This is a genomic window from Bradyrhizobium hipponense (genome assembly GCF_008123965.1).
GTDB classification, from domain to species: Bacteria; Pseudomonadota; Alphaproteobacteria; order Rhizobiales; family Xanthobacteraceae; genus Bradyrhizobium; species Bradyrhizobium hipponense.
The window spans coordinates 143,604-164,227 of sequence record NZ_VSTH01000014.1 but is presented as its reverse complement, the minus strand read 5'-3'; the positions used below and the strand labels follow the sequence as shown (position 1 = coordinate 164,227).

24 protein-coding genes are annotated in these 20,624 nt (G+C 65.0%); 16 read left to right on the top strand and 8 right to left on the bottom strand.

The genetic code is table 11. The features are described 5' to 3' along the window. Positions 1-97: 97 nt before the first annotated feature. From rpsM to FXV83_RS03625, 5 genes are all read left to right on the top strand, one after another. Positions 98-466, top strand: coding sequence for a 30S ribosomal protein S13 (gene rpsM / locus FXV83_RS03645; protein WP_148737835.1), 369 nt, complete (start codon positions 98-100; stop codon positions 464-466). Between the two features lie 131 nt (positions 467-597). Then, positions 598-987 carry a 30S ribosomal protein S11 gene (gene rpsK, locus FXV83_RS03640; protein ID WP_007603045.1) on the top strand — a complete coding sequence of 130 codons (390 nt, stop codon included), beginning with the start codon at positions 598-600 and terminating at the stop codon, positions 985-987. 112 nt (positions 988-1,099) lie between these two features. Next, positions 1,100-2,131 (top strand): DNA-directed RNA polymerase subunit alpha, encoded by a 1,032-nt coding sequence (locus tag FXV83_RS03635; protein ID WP_148737834.1) that lies wholly within the window; start codon positions 1,100-1,102, stop codon positions 2,129-2,131. 121 nt (positions 2,132-2,252) lie between these two features. Next, positions 2,253-2,669, top strand: coding sequence for a 50S ribosomal protein L17 (rplQ, locus tag FXV83_RS03630; protein WP_148737833.1), 417 nt, complete (start codon positions 2,253-2,255; stop codon positions 2,667-2,669). Positions 2,670-2,861: 192 nt separating this feature from the next. Then, the gene (locus FXV83_RS03625; protein ID WP_148737832.1) at positions 2,862-3,650 is read left to right on the top strand and encodes an SDR family NAD(P)-dependent oxidoreductase; all 789 of its coding nucleotides are present in this window, start codon (positions 2,862-2,864) and stop codon (positions 3,648-3,650) included. Between the two features lie 313 nt (positions 3,651-3,963). Here FXV83_RS03625 and FXV83_RS03615 read toward each other — a convergent pair whose 3' ends face one another. Beyond that, a complete protein-coding gene (locus FXV83_RS03615; RefSeq protein ID WP_148737830.1) occupies positions 3,964-5,565 on the bottom strand; it encodes an OprO/OprP family phosphate-selective porin in 1,602 nt (533 codons plus the stop codon). A gap of 315 nt (positions 5,566-5,880) precedes the next feature. On the opposite strand from FXV83_RS03615, the gene FXV83_RS03610 reads away from it, so the two are divergent. The 4 genes from FXV83_RS03610 to FXV83_RS03595 all read left to right on the top strand — a co-directional run bounded on the left by FXV83_RS03610 (position 5,881) and on the right by FXV83_RS03595 (position 10,280). After that, complete coding sequence (locus tag FXV83_RS03610; protein ID WP_187435634.1) at positions 5,881-7,287, top strand: DegQ family serine endoprotease; 1,407 nt, start codon at positions 5,881-5,883, stop codon at positions 7,285-7,287. Further along, the gene (locus FXV83_RS03605; RefSeq protein ID WP_148737829.1) at positions 7,284-8,618 is read left to right on the top strand and encodes a replication-associated recombination protein A; all 1,335 of its coding nucleotides are present in this window, start codon (positions 7,284-7,286) and stop codon (positions 8,616-8,618) included. Before FXV83_RS03610 ends, FXV83_RS03605 begins: the two co-directional genes overlap by 4 nt. A 76-nt stretch (positions 8,619-8,694) precedes the next feature. Beyond that, positions 8,695-9,006, top strand: a complete 312-nt coding sequence (locus tag FXV83_RS03600) for a HigA family addiction module antitoxin (RefSeq protein ID WP_148737828.1) — start codon at positions 8,695-8,697, stop codon at positions 9,004-9,006. Further along, positions 9,003-10,280, top strand: coding sequence for an RluA family pseudouridine synthase (locus tag FXV83_RS03595; RefSeq protein WP_148737827.1), 1,278 nt, complete (start codon positions 9,003-9,005; stop codon positions 10,278-10,280). Before FXV83_RS03600 ends, FXV83_RS03595 begins: the two co-directional genes overlap by 4 nt. 122 nt (positions 10,281-10,402) lie before the next feature. Here the strand turns inward: FXV83_RS03595 and FXV83_RS03590 are convergent, their stop codons facing one another. After that, positions 10,403-10,849: a hypothetical protein gene (locus FXV83_RS03590; RefSeq protein ID WP_148737826.1), complete on the bottom strand. Its 447-nt coding sequence runs from the start codon at positions 10,847-10,849 to the stop codon at positions 10,403-10,405. A 76-nt stretch (positions 10,850-10,925) separates the two neighbouring features. On the opposite strand from FXV83_RS03590, the gene FXV83_RS03585 reads away from it, so the two are divergent. From FXV83_RS03585 to FXV83_RS03570, 4 genes are all read left to right on the top strand, one after another. Beyond that, positions 10,926-11,720, top strand: coding sequence for an ATP12 family chaperone protein (locus FXV83_RS03585; protein ID WP_148737825.1), 795 nt, complete (start codon positions 10,926-10,928; stop codon positions 11,718-11,720). Positions 11,721-11,773: 53 nt separating this feature from the next. Then, complete coding sequence (fliK, locus tag FXV83_RS03580) at positions 11,774-13,411, top strand: flagellar hook-length control protein FliK (RefSeq protein ID WP_187435633.1); 1,638 nt, start codon at positions 11,774-11,776, stop codon at positions 13,409-13,411. Continuing rightward, complete coding sequence (locus tag FXV83_RS03575; protein WP_148737824.1) at positions 13,408-13,671, top strand: EscU/YscU/HrcU family type III secretion system export apparatus switch protein; 264 nt, start codon at positions 13,408-13,410, stop codon at positions 13,669-13,671. Before fliK ends, FXV83_RS03575 begins: the two co-directional genes overlap by 4 nt. Positions 13,672-13,789: 118 nt before the next feature. Next, a complete protein-coding gene (locus tag FXV83_RS03570; RefSeq protein WP_430648925.1) occupies positions 13,790-14,647 on the top strand; it encodes a penicillin-binding transpeptidase domain-containing protein in 858 nt (285 codons plus the stop codon). Positions 14,648-14,668: 21 nt separating this feature from the next. Here FXV83_RS03570 and FXV83_RS03565 read toward each other — a convergent pair whose 3' ends face one another. The 3 genes from FXV83_RS03565 to FXV83_RS03555 form a co-directional block, all read right to left on the bottom strand. After that, the gene (locus FXV83_RS03565; protein ID WP_148737823.1) at positions 14,669-15,151 is read right to left on the bottom strand and encodes a hypothetical protein; all 483 of its coding nucleotides are present in this window, start codon (positions 15,149-15,151) and stop codon (positions 14,669-14,671) included. A gap of 300 nt (positions 15,152-15,451) precedes the next feature. Continuing rightward, the gene (locus FXV83_RS03560) at positions 15,452-16,048 is read right to left on the bottom strand and encodes a hypothetical protein (RefSeq protein WP_148737821.1); all 597 of its coding nucleotides are present in this window, start codon (positions 16,046-16,048) and stop codon (positions 15,452-15,454) included. A gap of 163 nt (positions 16,049-16,211) precedes the next feature. After that, complete coding sequence (locus FXV83_RS03555) at positions 16,212-16,616, bottom strand: DUF4260 domain-containing protein (protein ID WP_148737819.1); 405 nt, start codon at positions 16,614-16,616, stop codon at positions 16,212-16,214. Between the two features lie 139 nt (positions 16,617-16,755). Here FXV83_RS03555 and FXV83_RS03550 point away from each other — a divergent pair, with 139 nt between their 5' ends. Together FXV83_RS03550 and FXV83_RS03545 are read left to right on the top strand one after the other, a co-directional pair. Next, entirely contained in the window at positions 16,756-18,288 is a 1,533-nt protein-coding gene (locus FXV83_RS03550) for an acyl-CoA carboxylase subunit beta (RefSeq protein ID WP_148737817.1), read from the top strand. 57 nt (positions 18,289-18,345) lie between these two features. Next, positions 18,346-18,693 carry a hypothetical protein gene (locus FXV83_RS03545; protein ID WP_148737815.1) on the top strand — a complete coding sequence of 116 codons (348 nt, stop codon included), beginning with the start codon at positions 18,346-18,348 and terminating at the stop codon, positions 18,691-18,693. Between the two features lie 30 nt (positions 18,694-18,723). On the opposite strand, the gene FXV83_RS42400 is transcribed toward FXV83_RS03545, so the two are convergent. Next, on the bottom strand, positions 18,724-18,876 hold the full coding sequence (locus FXV83_RS42400; RefSeq protein ID WP_187435632.1) for a hypothetical protein: 153 nt from the start codon (positions 18,874-18,876) through the stop codon (positions 18,724-18,726). Positions 18,877-18,970: 94 nt separating this feature from the next. Then, entirely contained in the window at positions 18,971-19,627 is a 657-nt protein-coding gene (locus FXV83_RS03540) for a glutathione S-transferase family protein (protein ID WP_148737813.1), read from the bottom strand. 164 nt (positions 19,628-19,791) lie between these two features. Between FXV83_RS03540 and FXV83_RS03535 the strand changes: the two genes are divergently transcribed. Next, the gene (locus FXV83_RS03535; protein WP_148737811.1) at positions 19,792-20,073 is read left to right on the top strand and encodes a twin-arginine translocation signal domain-containing protein; all 282 of its coding nucleotides are present in this window, start codon (positions 19,792-19,794) and stop codon (positions 20,071-20,073) included. A gap of 154 nt (positions 20,074-20,227) precedes the next feature. Here FXV83_RS03535 and FXV83_RS03530 read toward each other — a convergent pair whose 3' ends face one another. After that, positions 20,228-20,479: a GCG_CRPN prefix-to-repeats domain-containing protein gene (locus tag FXV83_RS03530; protein WP_148737809.1), complete on the bottom strand. Its 252-nt coding sequence runs from the start codon at positions 20,477-20,479 to the stop codon at positions 20,228-20,230. Positions 20,480-20,624: the final 145 nt, after the last annotated feature.

The window sequence follows — 20,624 nt, the reverse complement described above, 5'->3', positions numbered from 1 at the left end:
GGGTGGGCGTCGTGTTCGCGTTTGTGAACACCTGCCCGAGAAAGCAAGCACTTAAAGCCTGATTCCTGACGAGGGATCGGCAACAGGAGAGAAGGCCGTGGCCCGTATTGCCGGCGTGAACATTCCCACCAACAAGCGCGTGCTGATCGCGCTCCAGTACATCCATGGCATCGGCGAGAAGATCGCCGGCGAGATCATCGAAAAGGTGAAGATCTCCGCGGATCGTCGCGTCAATCAGCTCAGCGACGCCGAAGTGCTTCAGATCCGCGAAGTGATCGACCGCGACTATCTCGTCGAGGGCGACCTGCGTCGCGAAGTCGGCATCAACATCAAGCGTCTGATGGACCTCGGCTGCTATCGCGGCCTGCGTCACCGTCGCGGTCTGCCGGTGCGCGGCCAGCGCACCCACACCAATGCGCGTACGCGCAAGGGCCCGGCCAAGGCCATCGCCGGCAAGAAGAAGTAAACTGGCGAATAGGGAATGGCGAATGGCGGGTAGGGTGCGTCCCTATTCGCCGTTCGCCACTCACCATTCGCTTCCACAGGTGTAGCCGCTGGCATTACGGCGGCGTTTGAGATCTCCAGGAAAGGTATTCAATGGGCAAGGAAGCCACCCGCGTTCGTCGTCGTGAGCGCAAGAACATCGCCTCCGGCGTCGCGCACGTCAACTCGTCGTTCAACAACACGACCATCACCATCACCGACGCGCAGGGCAACACGATTGCCTGGTCCTCCGCCGGCACGATGGGCTTCAAGGGCTCGCGCAAGTCGACCCCGTATGCCGCGCAGGTTGCCGCCGAAGACGTGTCCAAGAAGGCACAGGAACACGGCATGCGCACGCTGGAAGTCGAAGTCGCCGGTCCCGGTTCGGGCCGCGAGTCGGCGCTCCGCGCGCTCCAGGCCGCGGGCTTCACCGTCACCTCGATCCGCGATGTGACCACGATCCCGCACAACGGTTGCCGTCCCCGCAAGCGTCGGCGCGTTTGATACGAGGTCGCGGGCGCATCGTCGTCCGCGATGACTTTTTTAAGAAGCCGCAGGTGCGACCTGCGGCCTTTCTCCAACGCCAGTATCTGCAACGGCAGTTTGACTGGCCTGTATGGGTGAAACAGTGACGATCCAGAAAAATTGGCAAGAACTGATTCGGCCGAACAAGCTCCAGGTAGCCCCCGGCAGCGATCCGGCCCGCTTTGCGACCATCGTTGCCGAGCCGCTCGAGCGCGGCTTCGGCCAGACCCTCGGCAATGCGCTCCGCCGCATCCTGCTGTCCTCGCTGCAGGGCGCAGCGGTGCAGTCGGTGCACATCGACGGCGTGCTGCACGAGTTCTCCTCGATCGCGGGCGTGCGTGAAGACGTCACCGACATCGTGCTCAACATCAAGGACATCTCGATCAAGATGCAGGGCGAAGGCCCCAAGCGCATGGTCGTGAAGAAGTCCGGTCCGGGCGTCGTCACCGCCGGCGACATCCAGACCGTGGGCGACGTCGTGGTGCTCAATCCGGACCTGCAGATCTGCACGCTGGACGAGGGCGCGGAGATCCGCATGGAGTTCACGGTGGCGACCGGCAAGGGCTACGTGCCCGCCGAGCGCAACCGCCCCGAGGATGCGCCGATCGGCCTGATCCCGGTCGACAGCCTGTACTCGCCGGTCCGCAAGGTCTCCTACAAGGTCGAGAACACCCGCGAGGGCCAGATCCTCGACTACGACAAGCTGACCATGACGATCGAGACCAACGGCGCGCTGACGCCGGATGATTCGGTGGCCTATGCCGCGCGCATCCTCCAGGACCAGCTCAACGTGTTCGTCAACTTCGAAGAGCCGCGCAAGGAAGTCGCCCAGGAGATCATCCCGGACCTCGCCTTCAACCCGGCCTTCCTCAAGAAGGTGGACGAGCTCGAGCTCTCGGTGCGTTCGGCAAACTGCTTGAAGAATGACAACATCGTCTACATCGGCGATCTCGTGCAGAAGAGCGAAGCGGAAATGCTCCGCACCCCGAACTTCGGCCGCAAGTCGCTGAACGAAATCAAGGAAGTGCTGGCCCAGATGGGTCTGCACCTCGGCATGGAAGTGCCGGGCTGGCCGCCGGAGAACATCGACGAGCTCGCCAAGCGCTTCGAGGATCACTACTGATCCAGACTTACGACAAGCTGAAGCGCGAATTCATCGCGCTTCAGCGGGCGAACGCAGGCAGCCCACCTGAGCAACATGTCCGACGAACCGTCGCGGCAATTTTTACGTAAGGAATAGACACATGCGTCACGGCAAGGTTCATCGGAAGCTCAACCGCACCGCCGAGCACCGCAGAGCGATGTTCGCCAACATGGCAGCCGCGCTGATCAAGCACGAGCAGATCGTCACCACGCTGCCGAAGGCCAAGGAGCTGCGCCCGATCGTCGAGAAGCTCGTCACCCTCGGCAAGAAGGGCGGGCTGGCCATGCGCCGCCAGGCGATCTCCGAGATGCGCGACAAGGATCAGGTCAGGAAGCTATTCGACGTGCTGGCCACCCGTTACAAGGATCGCCAGGGCGGCTACACCCGGATCATCAAGGCCGGCTTCCGCTACGGCGACAACGCGCCGATGGCCGTGATCGAGTTCGTCGATCGCGATGTGGACGCCAAGGGCCAGGACTCCGGCCCGGTGCAGGCCAAGGAAGCCGAGGCGGCGTAAGCCGGTCGGTATCAGGTTTCGAGAAAGCGGCGCCCTCGGCGCCGCTTTTTTATTGGGGCGCTGTATCTCCAAGGTATCGCCCCGGCGAAGGCCGGGACGATAATGTGCGTCTCCCCTCACGCGTCGGTGAGCGCCGATTGCGGTGCGAACGGCCGTGCCCGATATCTCCATCAGCATTGATGGAGATACTACATGAACATCGACCTTTCCGGGAAAACCGCCCTCGTGACCGGCTCGACCGCCGGCATCGGCCACGCCATTGCCAAGGGGCTTGCGGCCTCCGGCGCGAGCGTCGTGATCAACGGCCGCGGCCAGGACAAGGTCGATGCGGCCGTGCGCAAGCTGGAGGGCATCGGCGGCAAGGTCCGCGGCATCGCCGCCGACGTTTCGACCACGGTGGGCTGCAAGGCGCTGATCGCAGCGCTGCCTGAAGTCGACATCCTCATCAACAATGCCGGCATCTTCGAGCCGAAGGACTTTTTCGAGATCCCGGACGAGGATTGGACCCGCTTCTTCGAGGTCAACGTGATGAGCGGCGTGCGGCTGTCGCGCGCTTACCTGATGGACATGCTCGAACGCAACTGGGGCCGCATCGTCTTTATCTCCTCGGAGTCCGCACTCAACATACCCGTCGAGATGATCCACTACGGCATGACCAAGACCGCGCAGCTTTCTGTCGCGCGGGGCCTTGCACAGTTCACCCGCGGCACCGGCGTCACCGTCAATTCCGTCTTGCCGGGACCGACGATGTCCGAGGGCGTCGAGACCTTCGTGAAGGATCTCGCCAGGCAGAACGGACAGTCCGTGGATGAGGCCGCAGCCAACTTCGTCAAGCAGCACCGCCCGAGCTCTTTGTTGCAACGCTTCGCCAGCGTCGACGAGATCGCCAATATGGTCGTCTATGTCGCCTCGAAGGAGGCATCCGCAACCAATGGCGCGGCGCTGCGGGCCGAAGGCGGCATCGTCAACACCGTCGCCTAGCTAAAACATGATCAGGAAAAGCGTGTAGCGGTCTTCCGACAAGATCATGCTCAAATAAAAAGGTACGGGCATGCGACTTGCCGCTCTCCTGAAGCGCATGCGCGCGCTTGAGGTTGGTGGCGTTGATGGTGCCGAAGGTCTGGTCGAGGAGGGCGGGTGCTGCATTTTCGGTGTCGTCCCGGCGAAGGCCGGGATCCATAGCCACAGGAAGAACTTGTGGCGCGAGCTGGCAGCTCCGAGCCTTCGCCAAACTCAATCCTGTGGTTATGGTCCCGGGCTCGCGCTACGTGCGGCCCGGGACGACGACTGAGAACTAGAACGCGAACTGCGTGCGCATCGCGACGGCGTCGAACTTCGAGCCGACATCGGCGGTCGAGACCGGCGAGGCCTGCCGCGAGACGGTGCCGTGCAGGTAGTCGAGCATGAAGCGGACGTTGCCGTTGACATACCAGTTGAGCGCGGCGGTGTAGACGGTTTGCCGTCCGCCGGCGATGCCGTTGGCGGTCGCGAGCTGATCGTTGAGGTCGATCTGGCTCACGCGTCCCGCGATCTCCCATGCGCCCCAGCCGCCGCCATCGAGCGAGAACGGATGCGCCGGCTTGACGCCGTTATAGGCGGCGTTTGCGGCGTTATAGGTATGGGTCTCGCCCGTCAGCACGTAGCCGGCCTGCGCGTAACCGCCCTGGAATTTGAGGCTCGGCGCGCCGACCAGCGGCACGCCGGTATTCGCACTGCGATCGACATTGTACCAGAAATACTCGCCCTGAAGAATGAGCGGTCCGTAGGTCGCGGCAGCTTCGACGCTGTAGACCTGTGCTCCGGAGGCATTGGCGATCGCACCCGTCGATACCAGCGTCGTCGGGTCGAGACGCAATTCCGGACGATCGCTGAGCGTGACCGTCTGCGTGTTCGCGATCAGATTGCGCGGCGGCTGGATCAGCCATTGTGCGTCGGCGCCGATATGCACCGAGTAGTCCTTGCCGCTGATCGGGTTGCCTGCCACGCGCGCCACCGCGCCGTATTGTTCGCTGGTGCCCGCCGGCGCCGCGCTCGAGGCGGAGTGGAGCGCGCCGGTCGAAGGTCCGGTGACATAGCCGCCGAACCAGAGCTGGTCGTTGAACCAGCGTGCGCCGGCGGCGGAGCGGAAGTCGCCGGCGGCGATGTTGGTCGCGACCACGCCGGGCGAGGCGCGCTCCATGAACATGATGTCGTTCGAACTCGTGGCTTCGTCCAGCGTGTAGGGCAGGTCCATAATGCCGGCTTCGATCGCCATCCTGCCGCCGAACGGTTTCAGGCCGGTGTAGCTGAGATAGGCGTTCTCGACGCCGGAGACGCCGCCGCCCGGCAGTGAGCCTGGAGCTGCGCCGCCAAACCCGTCGGACGAGCCGCCGAAGTCGTAGATCAGCGCGAAATTCCAGTCGTTGAAGAATTTACCGGTGACACCGATGCGCGCGCGGCGGACGTTCTCGCCGCTGTCGAGCTTCTGCGGCACGGTGCCTGCCGTGTTGGGACGATAGTCGTAGCCGCCGACATCCCAGTGTACGCGGCTCGTGATGCCGACGCAGTTCGCCCCATCGGCGGTGCAGATGGTCGGGCGGTTGTTCGGCATCGTCACCACGACCCCGGAGGCGGGCGCCGGACCCTTGACAGGGATCGCAGCGTTGGCATTGGCGACGACGGCCTTCGCTTCCGAGCGCGCTTCCGCCTTGGCTTCGGCCTTGGTCTTCGCATTGGCTGCCGCGTTCGCGGCGGTCTGGCTTTGGAGCCTGTCGAGCTTCTGCTCGAGCATCTTCAACTGCTGTTTCAGGAGCGCGATCTCCTGATCGCTGCTGCCTGCCGATTGGGCCTGGGCCTGCGAGGCCGCCAGCGCACCGGCGAGACCAATCGCAGTCGCTGCAATTCTTGTCCTGCTCACGTCATCACTCCATCGGTTGGACCAACTTCCCCAAGTCGCGAACGGAGAGTCTAAGAATGATTGATGACTACCCCGCGACGGCGCGCCCGGTTGCGTGGTTCCCACTGATGCAAATTCGCCGCAACCGAATCCGCCGTAAGCCACAATGCGGGATGATGGATGTCATGCCAATACGTGCGCTCGCGCAGAATGTCCGCGATGCGCGCAGGGCTTGCATGCCGGGCGGCCAGACGGAGGTCCGAATATTGCAGTCCGCCGGCCTTCTATTAGAGAACGAAGGCGCCTATATTCCGGCGTCTTTTCCAAGAGGTAGGAATGTTTCGATCGATCCGTGCCGCCGTCATCACGGCCTTGTGCATAGCCTTTTCGGCCCACTTCCATCCAGCCGCCGCGCAGGACCGTCGCGTTCCGTCGTCGCCGGCCGAGTTGCGGCTGTCCTATGCGCCGATCGTGCAGCGGGTGCAGCCGGCCGTGGTCAACGTCTATGCCGCCAAGATGGTACAGAACCGCAACCCGTTGCTCGACGATCCGATCTTCCGGCGCTTTTTCGGCGTGCCGGGTCAGCAGCCCGAGCAGATGCAGCGCTCGCTGGGCTCCGGCGTCATCGTCGATGCCTCCGGTCTCGTCGTCACCAACGTCCACGTCATCGAGGGTGCCGACCAGGTCAAGGTGTCGCTGTCGGACAAGCGCGAGTTCGAGGCCGAGATCCTGCTGAAGGATTCGCGCACCGATCTCGCAGTGCTGCGTCTGAAGGACTCCAAGGAGAAATTCCCGACGCTCGACTTCACCAATTCCGACGAGTTGCTGGTCGGCGACGTCGTGCTCGCGATCGGCAATCCCTTCGGCGTCGGCCAGACCGTGACCCACGGCATCATTTCGGCACTCGCGCGCACGCAGGTCGGCATCACCGACTATCAGTTCTTCATCCAGACCGACGCGGCGATCAACCCCGGCAATTCCGGCGGCGCGCTGGTCGACATGAGCGGCAAGCTCGCCGGCATCAACACGGCGATCTATTCGCGTTCCGGCGGCTCGCAGGGCATCGGCTTTGCCATCCCGGCGAACATGGTGCGCGTCGTCGTCGCCTCGGCCAAGGGCGGCGGCAAAGCCGTGAAGCGGCCGTGGCTGGGGGCGCGGCTCCAGGCAGTCACGCCCGACATCGCCGATAGCCTCGGCCTGCGCTCGCCGACCGGTGCGCTCGTCGCAAGCGTGGTCGCGAACGGACCCGCCGCAAAGGCCGGCCTGAAATCGTCCGACCTGATCGTTGCGATCGACGGCCAGACCGTGGACGATCCCAATGCCTTCGACTACCGTTTCGCCACGCGTCCGCTCGGCGGCACGGCGCAGATTGATGTGCAGCGCGGCGGCAAGCCGGCCAGGCTGGCCGTGGCGCTGGAGACGGCGCCCGATACCGGCCGCAATGAGCTCGTCATCACCGCGCGCTCGCCGTTTCAGGGCGCGAAGGTTTCGACCATCACGCCGGCGGTCGCCGACGAACTGCATCTCGACGCCGACACCGAGGGTGTGGTGATCACCGATATCGGCGGCGATACCGCGGCCGCGGGTGTCGGTTTCCAGAAGGGCGATATCATTCTGTCGGTCAACAACCAGAAGATCAGCAAGACCGGCGATATCGAGAAGGCGGCCGCTGAACGCCAGCGGATCTGGCGCATCACGCTGGTGCGTGGCGGCCAGCAGATCAACGTCACGCTGGGCGGATGAGTCCGAAGCGACCACAGGAGACGCCGACTCTCTTCGCCGCGGCGGGGCTCGATCACGACGCGCCGCATCCGCTGCCGGACCGCCTGCGTCCGCGGGCGCTGTCGGAGGTCGTCGGCCAAGACCATATCCTCGGCCCCGATGGCGCGCTGACGCGCATGCTGGAGACGCGCACGCTGGGCTCGCTGGTGTTTTGGGGCCCGCCCGGCACCGGCAAGACCACGGTGGCGCGGCTGCTCGCGGACGCCACCGACCTGCATTTCGAGCAGATCTCCGCGGTGTTCTCCGGCGTCGCCGATCTCAAGAAGGCCTTTGATGCGGCGCGTGCCCGCCGCGAGATGGGCAAGGGCACGCTGCTGTTCGTCGACGAGGTCCATCGCTTCAACCGCGCCCAGCAGGATTCGTTTCTCCCCGTGATGGAAGACGGCACGGTGGTGATGGTCGGCGCCACCACCGAAAATCCGTCCTTCGAGCTCAACGCGGCGCTTCTGTCGCGCGCCCGCGTGCTGGTGTTCCGCTCGCTCGATGCTGCTGCGATCGAAAAGCTGTTCGCGCATGCCGAGGCGGTCGAGGGCCGCAAGCTGCCGCTCGATGCGGAGGCGCGTGCGGTGCTGGTGCGCATGGCCGACGGCGATGGCCGCGCCGCCCTGACGCTCGCCGAGGAAGTCTGGCGCGCCGCGCGCAAGGATGAACTCTTCGATGCCGCGCAGTTGCAGGAGATTTTGCAACGCCGTGCGCCGATCTACGACAAGTCGGCGGACGGGCACTATAACTTGATCTCGGCGCTGCATAAGTCGGTGCGCGGCTCCGATCCCGATGCGGCGCTCTATTACCTCGCGCGCATGCTCGACGCCGGCGAGGACCCGCTGTTCCTGGCCCGCCGCGTTGTGCGCATGGCGGTGGAGGACATCGGTCTTGCCGATCCACAGGCGCTTGTCATCGCCAACGCCGCCAAGGACGCCTTCGACTTCCTCGGCCACCCCGAAGGCGAGCTCGCGATCGCGCAGGCCGTGGTCTATCTCGCCACCGCGCCGAAATCGAACGCCGTCTACACGGCCTTCGGCGCGGCGATGCAAGTCGCAAAGCAGGGCGGCTCGCTGCTGCCGCCAAAGCACATTCTCAATTCCCCGACCAAACTGATGAAGTCGGAAGGCTACGGCGCAGCCTACGAATACGACCACGACGCCCCCGACGCCTTCTCCGGCCAGGACTACTTTCCGGAAGCCCTGGGCCGCCAGACCTTCTACGACCCGCCCGAGCGCGGTTTTGAGCGCGAGATCCGGAAGCGGCTGGATTACTGGGCGAAGCTGCGGAAGGAGCGGGGCGGAGACTAGGCTTTTGGAGCTTGCCAAGGGGTGGATTTACGGTTTACGTAACGCGTAATTCCCAGTAGTAAGGCCAAGAAATACTATGCCTCGCGAGCCCACTCACCCCGGCGAGCATCTTGCCGAAGAACTGCGAGAGCTCGGCATCACGGCTGCAGAACTGGCGCGTCAGATTGACGTCCCCGTCAATCGTGTGACTGGTATCATCAACGGTCAGCGCGGCATCACTGCCGATACGGCGCTGCGGCTTGGTCATTGGTTCGGCATGAGTCCGCAGTTCTGGATGAATCTTCAACAACAATATGAGCTGCGGCTCGCGGAGAAAGAGGTGGGGGCGCGGGTTGCTTCGCTGCCGCGCCGCGCGACCGCGATACGAAAGTTTGGAAAAACCGCATGAGCCGCCGCATCAAGAGAATGAACCCAAAGCCCCGTTCGCGTGACGAGCGCGATGAAGCGCGTCCGCATCAGGCGCGTAGCGCAAAGAAGGCTGGGCCGCGGCCGGGCGGCAAGCCTGGCGCGAAGCCGCCGCGGTTTGCCTCCGAGCGCGCCGAGCGGCGCCTGCCCAAGTCTGCGCTGGGCAAGTCTGCGCTGGGCAAGTCTGCTCTGGGCAGGTCTGCTCTGGGAAAGCCCGCGCTGGAAAGGTCCGAGCCCGCTAAACCCGTCGAGGCGCTGCTGCCGACCAAGGTGCAGACCGTCACCGTGACCGCCGACGAGAACAACATGCGCGTCGATCGCTTTCTGGAGGCGCGCTTTCCCGGGCTTTCGTTCTCCCACATCCAGCGCGTGGTGCGCAAAGGCGAGTTGCGCGTCGATGGCAAGCGCGTCGACAGCAAGGACCGCCTCGAGGAGGGGCAGAGCGTCCGCATTCCGCCGCTCAAGCTGGATGCGCCGAAGGCGGCGGCAGGCTCGCTGTCGGAAGCTGCTCAGAAGACGCTTCAGGCGCTGAAGGAGATGACCATCTACGAGGACGACGACGTCCTCGTGCTGAACAAGCCGGCCGGCCTCGCCGTGCAGGGCGGCTCGGGCATGACGCGGCACATCGACCAGATGCTGGAGGTGATGCGCGACGCCAAGGGCCAGAAGCCGCGCCTGGTGCACCGGATCGACAGGGAGACCTCGGGCTGCCTGCTCGTCGCCAAGACGCGCTTTGCCGCAAGCCATCTGACCGGTGCGTTCCGCTCGCGGTCGGCGCGAAAGACCTATTGGGCGCTGGTGCCGGGCCTGCCGAAGCCGAAGCAGGGCCGCATCTCGACGTTTCTTGCGAAGGAAGAAAGCGAGGACGACACCATCATGCGCATCGCCCAGCATGGCGACGAAGGCGCGAGCCATGCGGTGACCTATTACGCGGTGGTCGAGACCGCCGGCAACAAGCTTACCTGGGTGTCGTTGAAGCCGGTGACCGGCCGCACGCATCAGCTCCGCGCGCACATGGAGCATATCGGCCATCCCATCGTCGGCGATCCCAAATACTTCAATATCGAGAACTGGCAACTGCCGGGTGGCCTGCAAAACCGGCTGCATCTTTTGGCGCGCCGGATCGTGATCCCGCATCCGCGCGGCGGTGTGATCGATGCTACCGCGCCGCTGCCGCCGCACATGCAGCAGTCGTGGAATTTGCTCGGCCTCGATGCAACCAGATTTGATCCGATCGAGAACGCGCCGGAAGAGTAGGGCTGAACCCCGCGGTTGCGATTAAGGTCCGTCATTGCGAGGAGCCCTTGCGACGAAGCAATCCAGACTGCGTCCGCGGAGAGGCTCTGGATTGCTTCGCTGCGCTCGCAATGACGAATACCTCAATTCCGGAACTGCTCCAAAAACACCCGCAAGCTGTCATGCGGGCTCTCGACGTCCGCGATCAGCCAGCCTTCGGGACCGTTGACCAGGATGAAGTTCAGCGTGACGCGCCGGCCGCGATTGTCGAAGTTGGCCGCGACATAGGTCTTGTCATATTGCTTGCGGAGGACCGCGATTGCGACCGGGCCGAGCTTCCAGGTCGGGCTCTGCACCAGGAAATCATAGTGTTCGGCCCTTGGCGTGCTCCAGGCCTTGCGCAGGCTGGAATCGAAGAATTGCCGGGCGGTCGCGGCATCGCGCGGCAGGCCTTTTGACAGCTCCGGCGCGCCCTCGCCGTAATAGGCGTAGACGTTGCGCACGGCCGATTCCGGGGTACGGAAGCCGGCTTGCGCCGTGGCCAGCCAGAACCCGGCGAACAGGGCCACAATGCCCGCAAGTTCCCTCATGCCTGCCGCTCGCTTTATCGGCCGCCGGTCTTAGCTTAAAAGCCTAGCATTGTGCGGCGGAGACCGAAAACTCAAGATGCGCGAATTGTTCGATGAGGCCGCGGGGCAATCCCCGCTCGATCCGCAGGAGGCGGTGCGTAGGGCCACGCGCGTGCCGCAGCGCAAGCGCTTCTACAAGGAGGCTGGCATAGCTGAGGCCGAGGACGGCTTCGCCATCACGCTCGACGGCAAGCCGATCCGCACGCCCTCCGGTCGCCAGGTGGTGATCCCGTCGCGCGCGCTCGCCGATGCGGTGGCCGCGGAATGGGCGGCTCAGGTGGAAACGATCGATCCCCTGACCATGCCGCTGACGTGTATCGCCAACAGCGTGGTCGAGGGCGTCGTGGACCGCGTCGAACTCGTTAGCGAAGACCTCGCAAAATACTTGCAGTCCGACCTGCTATTCTACCGCGCCGGCCATCCGGAGGGGCTGGTGGCCCGCGAGGCGGCGCATTGGGATCCCGTGCTGTTCTGGGCCGCGGAGAGCTTGGGCGCGCATTTCATGCTGTCCGAGGGCATCATGCATGTGAAACAGCCGGACGAGGCGATCCAGGCCGCGCGCGCCGCGCTGCCGCAGGATGCGTGGTCCGTGGCTGCGCTCCACGTGATCACGACCCTGACCGGCTCGGCGCTGCTGGCGCTGGCACTGGCCCACGGGGTGCGCGATGCCGACCAGGTCTGGGCGGCAGCCTATGTCGATGAGGACTGGAATGCCGAGAAGTGGGGGGTGGACGAGGAAACAGCCGCCCGCCGCGCCGCGCGGCTGAGGGATTTTCAGGCTGCTGTGACGGTTCTGGTGACAGTCAAGCCGGCCGCGGCCAGAGGTCCTTAACGAGAGGTTTACGACGCCGGCGTTAGGGTGGCCCGTGCTCCTGGGCTCCTGAGATGGCGATGCCGATAAGCTCGATCCTTCCCGTCGGCGCTGCCAGCCCCGTGGCTGATGCGGCGACGCCTGACCTTGTCCTTCAGGCCGGCAGCGTCGTCGACGCCAAGGTCGTCAGCGTGCTCGCCGACAATCTGGTGCGGATCGCGATTGCCAACCTCTCCCTGGACGTGATGTCCGAGGTGGCGCTGTCGCCCGGACAAAATCTCGAACTCGCGGTGTCGCAGAACGACGGCACGATCCGGCTCGCCATCGTCAACGGGGCGAACGAGGCGGCTGATCAGGTCACACTGACGCCGACAGCGGCGTCGCTGCTGGACAGCCCGCCGCTCGCGCCCTCCGCGACGACCGCGCGCAGTCTCCTGACGCCGTCCGAGCAGGTCGCAGTCACCTCGGCTTCGGCCGAGGCTGTGACCAAGCAGGGCAGCCAGGCGCCGCTGTTCACCGATCTTGCTTCGGCCGTGACCGGCAGCAATCTGCCGGCAGGACTGAAGCAGGCGATGCTGGACGTGCTGGCCCAGCAGACGCCGCTCAACGCGGGGCTCGATGGCGGCGATGTTGAGTCCGCCTTCCAGAGGTCGGGGCTCTTTCTCGAAGCGTCTCTTGGGACGGGCGCGCCACCGTCTTCCGGCACTGTACCGGACCTCAAGGCGGCGCTGCTGGTGCTGCGCCAGACGCTGGTCGCGACCTCAGTTGCGCTCGAAACCGGCGTGCCGCAGGCACCGGTGCAAGGCGCCGCGCTGCCGATGAGCGCCATGGCCACGCCGCAGACCGCAGCGTCGGCACTTCAGGCGGCGGGCGAGGCTGCGCATGCGGCGTTGCGGTCGACCGGTGCGGAGATCGCCCAACCGGCCCAACTGCCACGCAGTGCTGCGCTCGCAGCAGCCGTGCTGGGAGACGTGGCGGGTGAAACGCCGCAGGCCGCAGGGCCGCGAACCATCTCCGCCGGCCTCGCCGCGAGCCTGCTGCAGGAAGTCAGGCAAAACCTGCCGCGCATGACCGGCAACGTGCCGGGCTTCAACAAGGCGGTGCCTGACAGCCACATCTTCGAGGCAGCCGCGCGCGCGACCACGCCGCCGCCGTTCCGCGGCGCGCTGCCGTCGCCGCAATCCATCGCCTCGCCGTCGCTCGCGCCGGATATGCCGCTGGCTGCAACCGTGCACCGACTGCTCGACGACACCGACGCCGCGATCGCGCGGCAGACCTTGCTGCAGGTCGCCTCGCTGCCCGATCGCGTCGATGCTAGCGGTCACCGCATCGATCCGACCGCCCCGCAGTGGAATTTCGAGATTCCGTTCTTGACGCCGCGAGGCACCGCGATGGCGCAGTTCGAGATCTCGCGCGACGGCGGCAACGAGTCGGCTGATCCCGCCACGCGTGCCTGGCGCGCGCGCTTCTCGCTCAACGTCGAGCCGGCCGGCCCCGTGCATGCACTGATCACGCTGAGCGGCGACAAGACCTTCGTGCGGATGTGGGCGGAGCGCCCGGCGACCGCGCAGCAGCTTCGTGCCGGCATCGGCGAGCTCAACCAGGCGATGACCAGGGCCGAGCTCAAGCCCGGCGACATTGTGGTCCGCGACGGCACGCCGCCGCAGCCGGCACCGGCCCGTGCCGGGCACTTCCTGGATCGCGCTACATGAGCGACCCATCCAAGCTCGCGATCGCACTGCTCTACGAGAAGGGCAGCAACGCGCCGGTGGTCGTCGCCAAGGGCAAGGGCACGATCGGTGCAAAGATCATCGAGGTCGCCAAGGCCCACGACATCCCTATCGAGGAGAACGAGATTTTGGCCGGCGCGCTTTCCAAGGTCGAGCTCGGCGAGGAGATTCCGCCGGATCTCTACAAGGCCGTCGCCGAAGTGCTGGTCTTCGTGCTGCGGCTGTCGGGCCGAGGGCGGTAGAGCATGATCCGGACGCGAAGGGCCGCGTTAGCGCAAAGCGCGTAGCGGTTTTCCGATAAGATCATGCTCTAACAAGTGCGCTTTAACGCTGTCATCGTTTCACCACGATATCGGCTGCATGGTCGCGCCAACTGTCATCACCCAACGGACACTGCCCTTGCTGACGCGCCGTTCCACCCTCGGTCTCCTCGCCGCAGCCGCCACCCTGCCATCCCGCGCGCTTGCTGTTGTCGCGCCGCCGCGCAACGAGATCCGCGAGAGTCTTGCAAAGCGCTTTACTGATCTGGGCACGGCCGGCACCTTCGTCGGCTACAAGGTCGAGGACTATTTGATCGTCGCGAGTGACCGCGAGCGCTCGGGCGAGGGCAAGCTGCCGGCCTCGACCTTCAAGATTCCGAACTCGCTGATTGCGCTGGAAACCGGCGTCGTCGCCGATCCCGACAAGGACGTCTTTCCCTGGGACGGCGTCAAACGTCCAATCGAGGCCTGGAACAAGGATCACACGCTGCGCAGCGCGATTCTCGTCAGCGCCGTGCCGGTCTATCAGGAGATTGCGCGCCGCATCGGGCAGGAGCGCATGCAGAAATATGTCGACTTGCTCGACTACGGCAATCGCGACATCGGCGGCGGCATCGACCAGTTTTGGCTCACTGGTGCCTTACGCATTGACCCTATCGAGCAGATCGATTTCGTCGACCGGCTGCGCCGCCGCGCATTGCCGATCTCCAAGCGCAGCCAGGACCTGGTCGCCGACATCCTGCCGGTGACCAAGGTCGGCGATAGCGTCATCCGCGCAAAGTCCGGGTTGCTGGGCGCCGAGCGCGGCGCGCCGTCGCTCGGCTGGATGGTCGGCTGGGCCGAGAAGGGCGACGCGCATACGGTGTTCGCGCTCAACATGGATTGCGGCGAGCCGCGTCTCGTCGGCGAGCGCATTGCGCTGACGCAAGCCTGCCTTGCCGATATCGGCGCGATCTAACGTAGCAACGGCAGCGGCGGACTAACGCCGTTGCAGGGCCAGCGAAACGTTCGTGACGTTGGTGCCTTGCGGACGAATCGATACCGTCTGCCGTCCGCCGCGCGTCGTCAGGGACAGATTGGCGGAGAAGTTGTCGCCACGCGCAGCCGCATCGACATGATCGCCGCTCGCACGGCCCGAGATCGTGCCGGATGCGTTGCGGGTAGCTTCGCGCCACGACCCGGAAACGGCGCCGCCCTGATACTCGACGTCACCGGCGAGATCGAAATTGTAGCTCTCGCTCGCGCATTTCAGATTGAGGTCAAGCTGAGCGCTGCCGTTGCCGACATTGTAGGTCGCGCGGCAACGCAGCCGCTCCTGCCCGCCATCCGCCGTGCTCAATACGCCACCGCCAGACCACGAGCCGGCCATGGCGGTAAAGGGGGATGCGGCGCTCACCGTGCCGCAGGGAAGGCAGAGCGTCACCACGAGCAATCCTGTTCGTGCGATAATGGACCCAGGCATCGCAGGATCTCCTCTCTCAATTGGATCATCGTTTCAACGCGCGGAACTCGAAGCGGTTTCTTGGAGTTCCGCGGAGGGCTGGCGCGACGGCGAGACGGATTCTTCGACCGCATGGTCGATGCCCGGCTTATCCGAGCTTGAACAGCGCCTGGAGGAAATCGACCACCGCCTAATCGCACATGACGTCGGAGCTTGGGACGTGGACGTTCCTACAGCATCATACCAAAGAACGTGGATGCCCGGGACAAGCCTGGACAAGCCCGGGCATGACGACCCCTCGTGAATGTCCTTGCCCTAGCCTCAGGCGGGACCGGCCGTCTTCTTTGCCGTCAGCGCCTGGTCGATCGCAAAGCCGCCGATCTCGCTCATGGCTTGCGAGACCACGTCGCCCTTGCGGGCAAAGCTGCCTGAGAGAAATTCGAACTGCGTGCGCGCCAGCCGCAGCGCCTCGATCGGCACGGAGACCACGGTTTCGCTAAAACTGTCGACGGAGGCGCGCAACGTCTCGAGCTCGGTTGTGAGCTTGCCGATGTGAGTCTCCGCATCCTGCATCAGGCAGGAGAGCTTGCCGCGCTCCGCATTGAATGAGGTGCGCTCGGCGGCGGCGGCAGCGGTCACCTCAGCGAGCTGCGCCAGCAACTCGTCGTTCTGCCTGGCCCAGGCGTCGGAGGCGAGTTCGGCCGCCTCGCGCAGCTCGGTGCCGCGGGTGTTTTCTTCCTGCTGCCGGTGATAGAGCCGCTCGGCCGTCATTGCCCGCTGCGCCAGCGACTCGATCAGCGCGGCGGCACGCAACAGCATCTCGCCGTTGCGACCCGACACCATGCTGGCCATCCGCCGCAGGAAGGCGATGGTCTCGGACGATGAGCTCGGCGGCAGGGGGACGACCGTGGCGGACATGTGTGATGCTTGCAGCCAGACGTGGTGGACCGCCGCCGTACCAACTGAGCTCACGCAACATTCGGCGCCTGATCGTGAAGGCGAAGCAAGCCTGAATCGGCTGGCCCGGTCAACCGGCGAGGGAGATAAAAATGGCGGCAGTCCGCCGCCAAGGCGCGCGGGCTCAGGCGTCCTTCTGCCGCCCGATCCGGCCGAGATGAGTGAAGCTGAAGCCGGCCGAATATTTCAGGCCATAGCCGAGCGCCCGGTCGATCCCGATATGGGCGAACCAGATCAAGGCGATGGACAGGGTCAAGGGGGAGGCAAGGCCGAAGCCCAGCGTCAGCAGCGTCACCGGCGCCATGTAGCTGTGGGCGGCGTTGTAGACCAGCGCGCCGAACCGTGCGTCCGAGAGGTAGGCCAGAAAACTCAGATCGGGGACGAAGAACAGCAGGGCGAAGACCAACCAGGAGCCGTCCCAGGCCGCGTAGAGCGTCACCATCCCTGCGAACAGGGTCAAGCCCTCGAGCCGCAGCAGGATCTTGACCCCGCCGGTCACCGTGCCGGCTGCAGCCGCTGCTTCGTCCATCGTCGTCTCTCCCTGCAAGGCCTTGCAATCTCTCACGGTTTCCGCAGCCACAGGGCAGACCTGCGAGGCCGAAAGCCGCTTCCCGGCCCGCAAAATGCCGTGTTAGAACCCAGCATCACTTACGACCTGGCGGGAGCAAATGAAACATATCCTGGACGCCCTTGAAGACCGTCGTGCCGGCGCCAAGCTCGGCGGCGGGGAGAAGCGCATCGAGGCGCAGCACGCCCGCGGCAAGCTGACCGCACGCGAGCGCATCGAGCTGCTGCTCGACAAGGGATCGTTCGAGGAATTCGACATGTTCGTCGAGCACCGCTCCACCGAGTTCGGCATGGAGAAGAACAAGATCCCCGGCGACGGCGTCGTCACCGGCTGGGGCACCGTCAACGGCCGCAAGACTTTCGTGTTCGCCAAGGATTTTACCGTGTTCGGCGGCTCGCTGTCGGAGACCCACGCGCTGAAGATCACCAAGCTTCAGGACATGGCGATGAAGGCGAGGGCGCCCATCATCGGCCTCTATGACGCGGGCGGCGCCCGCATCCAGGAAGGCGTCGCGGCGCTCGCCGGCTATTCCTACGTGTTCCGCCGCAACGTGCTCGCCTCCGGCGTGATCCCGCAGATCTCCGTCATCATGGGCCCCTGCGCCGGCGGCGACGTCTACTCGCCGGCGATGACAGACTTCATCTTCATGGTGAAGCACACCAGCTACATGTTCGTCACCGGCCCCGACGTGGTGAAGACGGTGACCAACGAGGTCGTCACGGCGGAAGAACTCGGCGGCGCCTCCGTGCACGCCACGCGCTCCTCGATCGCCGACGGCGCGTTCGAGAACGACGTCGAGACGCTGCTGCAGATGCGGCGCCTGATCGACTTCCTGCCCTCCAACAACATCGACGGCGTGCCGGAATGGCCGAGCTTTGACGACATCGAGCGCGTGGACATGTCGCTCGACACGCTGATCCCCGACAATCCGAACAAGCCCTACGATATGAAGGAGCTGATCCTGAAGGTCGTGGACGAGGGCGACTTCTTCGAGATCGCGGATGCTTTTGCAAAGAACATCGTCACCGGCTTCGGCCGCATCGCCGGCCGCACCGTCGGCTTCGTCGCCAACCAGCCGATGGTGCTGGCGGGCGTGCTCGACAGCGATGCCTCGCGCAAGGCCGCGCGCTTCGTTCGTTTTTGCGATGCCTTCAACATCCCGATCGTCACTTTCGTCGACGTGCCCGGCTTCCTGCCCGGCACCGCGCAGGAATATGGCGGCCTGATCAAGCACGGCGCCAAGCTGCTGTTCGCCTACTCGCAGTGCACGGTGCCGCTGGTGACCATCATCACCCGCAAGGCCTATGGCGGCGCCTTCGACGTCATGGCCTCCAAGGAGATCGGCGCCGACATGAACTACGCCTGGCCGACCGCCCAGATCGCGGTGATGGGCGCCAAGGGCGCGGTCGAGATCATCTTCCGCTCCGACATCGGCGACCCCGACAAGATCGCGGCGCGAACGAAGGAATACGAAGACCGCTTCCTGTCCCCCTTCATCGCCGCCGAGCGCGGCTACATCGACGACGTCATCATGCCGCACTCGACGAGGAAGCGGATCGCAAGGGCGCTGTCGATGCTGAAGGACAAGAAGGTCGAGACGCCGGCGAAGAAGCACGACAATTTGCCGTTGTGAGGAAGTAGCGTGGGCTAGCGAAAGCGAACCCCATCAGCTTCTTTTGATGAATTTTCGATGACCGAAGACAACGCGACCGACGAGATTTCCGACATTGAAGCGCGGATCGAGGCGCTGGCCGAGATCGCCGAGCGATGTCGGAAGTACATTCTGGCTTCCAAGATTGCCATCGGCGGTGGTGCTGTGTTGCTGCTGGTGACGATTCTCGGCGTGTTCGGCTTCGGTCAAACGGCGGCGCTCGGATCGATCGCACTGGTGCTGGGCGGAATCGTTTCGCTTGGATCGAACGTCAGCACGTTGCGGCAAACCGAAAGCGCCATCGGTGCTGCGGAGGCGCTTCGGTCTCAACTGATCAGCAGGATCGACCTGCGTGTGGTCGCGGACGCGCCGATGAAGTTGATATGACGCGCCGCTCGGTGAGGCGCCGGCAACGCCTCACGCCGCAGCCCTGCGCGTCAGGACCTGTAACTCCGCGCGGCATTCGGCCGCGAAGGCCTGAAGCCGCTCCACGGTTTGCTGGTCGAGGATGGCTTTCGCCAGGCGCTCGGCGCGGGCTAGTTGCTCTCTAAGGAATTCGATGCGGGCCATGTGTCACCTTCCGCCGCGATAATTTGAAGCCAGTTGCTCTCGTTCCGGCGGCTGTGACCCTATGGTTATCGCCGGATTAATTATGTGCGGCGCGTCACGCTCCGGTGCGCGCCGCATCCGCCGCGGCGAAATGCGCCATCTGGGCGGCGTGGGCCTTGACAAAGGCCGGGCGGGCCGTGGCGCGCGCGACGTAGTCGCGGCAAGCCGGATGGTCTGCCAGCCCGTCGAAACGATCGACCGGGCGCAGCACATCCGACATCAGGATGTCGGCGACGGAGAAGGACCCCGCCAGCCATTCGCGGCTGGCCAGTACCGGCTCGAGATGCTTGAGGCGGAGCTTGAGGAACTCGTCCACAAATTTCCATGCCGGCGTGTCGCCGGGATCGCCGATGAACTTCAGCATCGACCAGGGCAGGCTCGGCATCTCCACCGAATTGAGCGCCGCGAACACCCATTTCATCGCCTCGCTGCGGCCGCGCCGATCGGTCGGCATCAGCGCCGCGCTGCGCTCGCCCAGATAGAGTAGGATCGCGCCGCTCTCGAAGATCGAGATGTCGCCGTCGGTCAGCCACGGCACCTGGCCGAACGGCTGGTGCGCGAAATGGGCCGCGCTGCGGTCGCCGAACGGCACGCTCGCAACGCGATAGGGCAGGGCGGCTTCTTCGAGCGCCCAGCGCACGCGAAGGTCGCGCACGAAGCCGCGCGGCATCTCGGGAACCCAATCGAAGGTGGTGAGCGTGAGGTTGGCCATGTGGCATCTCCGTGCTGTTCGAATCCGAGGACGTGCGAACGGCGCGCGTTCCGACACCGGTGCCAACTCTTTTTGTCGCGGCGGCGCGATTCAGCTTTGGTTCATGTCGTCACCGCGACACTCCACGCGCATCACGGGCACGACCATCCTAGAGGTAAGACGTCATGGAGCGCCGGAACTTTTTGAAATTTGCATTTGGTGTGACGGCAGGCGCCGCCGCCTTCGCCGCGACGGCGCAGGCTGCGCCGCTGTCGCCGCAGCCGGTCGCTGGTTCGGCCGCGATGCCGAACGCCGATGCACATCCGGCAGTCACCAGCAGCGAGGAAGCCGCGCAGATGAAACCGGAGCAGGTGCGCTGGCACGGCCACTGGCATCGCCGCCACTGGGGCTGGCGCCGCCGCCATTGGGGCTGGCGTCACCGCCGCTGGCATCGCCGCTACTGGTAGGCGGTGCCGGATTGTCTCGCGAGCTTCGGACGCGGATCGCAGGCTCGGTCTGCGTTCACAGCTCTCAGGACAGGGCCGGCGCGAAGTCGAACTCGTCAAAACGAAAATGGCCGCGCAGGCTTTCGCCGCGCGGCCACTTCGTAAGTGCAAGAGATCAGAACGGGCGGCAGCGGCCGGCGTACCAGCGGAAACCATAGGGGCAGACGCGCGCACGCGGCACGACGACGACGGGGGCCGGCGCGACCACCACCGGGCCCGGGCGCACGACGACGGCACCGCGCATCGGGCGACAGTTGCCGTAGCGGCCACGGTACCAGCCCGGGCCGCAGCCCTCGGCGGCGCTGGCCGCCTCGCTGAAACCAACGACCGCGCTGGCAAGCATCACGGCGGCGAACAGATATTTCATTTCATCTTCCTTCTTGTTCTTGGGGGCAAGTCTTTGGGGGCAAGTCTTTGGGGGCAAGTCTTCTCAACGGGGGCAAGTCTTCACAACGGGAGCAAGTCTTCGGGGCTTGGCGCTCGCGGCGCACAATGAATCAAAAGCCACGATT

Excerpts from the sequence above, each read along its gene's own strand:
- rpsK (WP_007603045.1), top strand. The coding sequence starts at position 598 with ATGGGCAAGGAAGCCACCCGCGTTCGTCGTCGTGAGCGCAAGAACATC.
- FXV83_RS03635 (WP_148737834.1), top strand. The coding sequence starts at position 1,100 with ATGGGTGAAACAGTGACGATCCAGAAAAATTGGCAAGAACTGATTCGG.
- rplQ (WP_148737833.1), top strand. The coding sequence starts at position 2,253 with ATGCGTCACGGCAAGGTTCATCGGAAGCTCAACCGCACCGCCGAGCAC.
- FXV83_RS03625 (WP_148737832.1), top strand. The coding sequence starts at position 2,862 with ATGAACATCGACCTTTCCGGGAAAACCGCCCTCGTGACCGGCTCGACC.
- FXV83_RS03610 (WP_187435634.1), top strand. The coding sequence starts at position 5,881 with ATGTTTCGATCGATCCGTGCCGCCGTCATCACGGCCTTGTGCATAGCC.
- FXV83_RS03605 (WP_148737829.1), top strand. The coding sequence starts at position 7,284 with ATGAGTCCGAAGCGACCACAGGAGACGCCGACTCTCTTCGCCGCGGCG.
- FXV83_RS03600 (WP_148737828.1), top strand. The coding sequence starts at position 8,695 with ATGCCTCGCGAGCCCACTCACCCCGGCGAGCATCTTGCCGAAGAACTG.
- FXV83_RS03595 (WP_148737827.1), top strand. The coding sequence starts at position 9,003 with ATGAGCCGCCGCATCAAGAGAATGAACCCAAAGCCCCGTTCGCGTGAC.
- FXV83_RS03590 (WP_148737826.1), bottom strand. The coding sequence starts at position 10,849 with ATGAGGGAACTTGCGGGCATTGTGGCCCTGTTCGCCGGGTTCTGGCTG.
- FXV83_RS03585 (WP_148737825.1), top strand. The coding sequence starts at position 10,926 with ATGCGCGAATTGTTCGATGAGGCCGCGGGGCAATCCCCGCTCGATCCG.
- fliK (WP_187435633.1), top strand. The coding sequence starts at position 11,774 with ATGGCGATGCCGATAAGCTCGATCCTTCCCGTCGGCGCTGCCAGCCCC.
- FXV83_RS03575 (WP_148737824.1), top strand. The coding sequence starts at position 13,408 with ATGAGCGACCCATCCAAGCTCGCGATCGCACTGCTCTACGAGAAGGGC.
- FXV83_RS03570 (WP_430648925.1), top strand. The coding sequence starts at position 13,790 with ATGGTCGCGCCAACTGTCATCACCCAACGGACACTGCCCTTGCTGACG.
- FXV83_RS03565 (WP_148737823.1), bottom strand. The coding sequence starts at position 15,151 with ATGCCTGGGTCCATTATCGCACGAACAGGATTGCTCGTGGTGACGCTC.
- FXV83_RS03560 (WP_148737821.1), bottom strand. The coding sequence starts at position 16,048 with ATGTCCGCCACGGTCGTCCCCCTGCCGCCGAGCTCATCGTCCGAGACC.
- FXV83_RS03555 (WP_148737819.1), bottom strand. The coding sequence starts at position 16,616 with ATGGACGAAGCAGCGGCTGCAGCCGGCACGGTGACCGGCGGGGTCAAG.
- FXV83_RS03550 (WP_148737817.1), top strand. The coding sequence starts at position 16,756 with ATGAAACATATCCTGGACGCCCTTGAAGACCGTCGTGCCGGCGCCAAG.
- FXV83_RS03545 (WP_148737815.1), top strand. The coding sequence starts at position 18,346 with ATGACCGAAGACAACGCGACCGACGAGATTTCCGACATTGAAGCGCGG.
- FXV83_RS42400 (WP_187435632.1), bottom strand. The coding sequence starts at position 18,876 with ATGGCCCGCATCGAATTCCTTAGAGAGCAACTAGCCCGCGCCGAGCGC.
- FXV83_RS03540 (WP_148737813.1), bottom strand. The coding sequence starts at position 19,627 with ATGGCCAACCTCACGCTCACCACCTTCGATTGGGTTCCCGAGATGCCG.
- FXV83_RS03535 (WP_148737811.1), top strand. The coding sequence starts at position 19,792 with ATGGAGCGCCGGAACTTTTTGAAATTTGCATTTGGTGTGACGGCAGGC.
- FXV83_RS03530 (WP_148737809.1), bottom strand. The coding sequence starts at position 20,479 with ATGAAATATCTGTTCGCCGCCGTGATGCTTGCCAGCGCGGTCGTTGGT.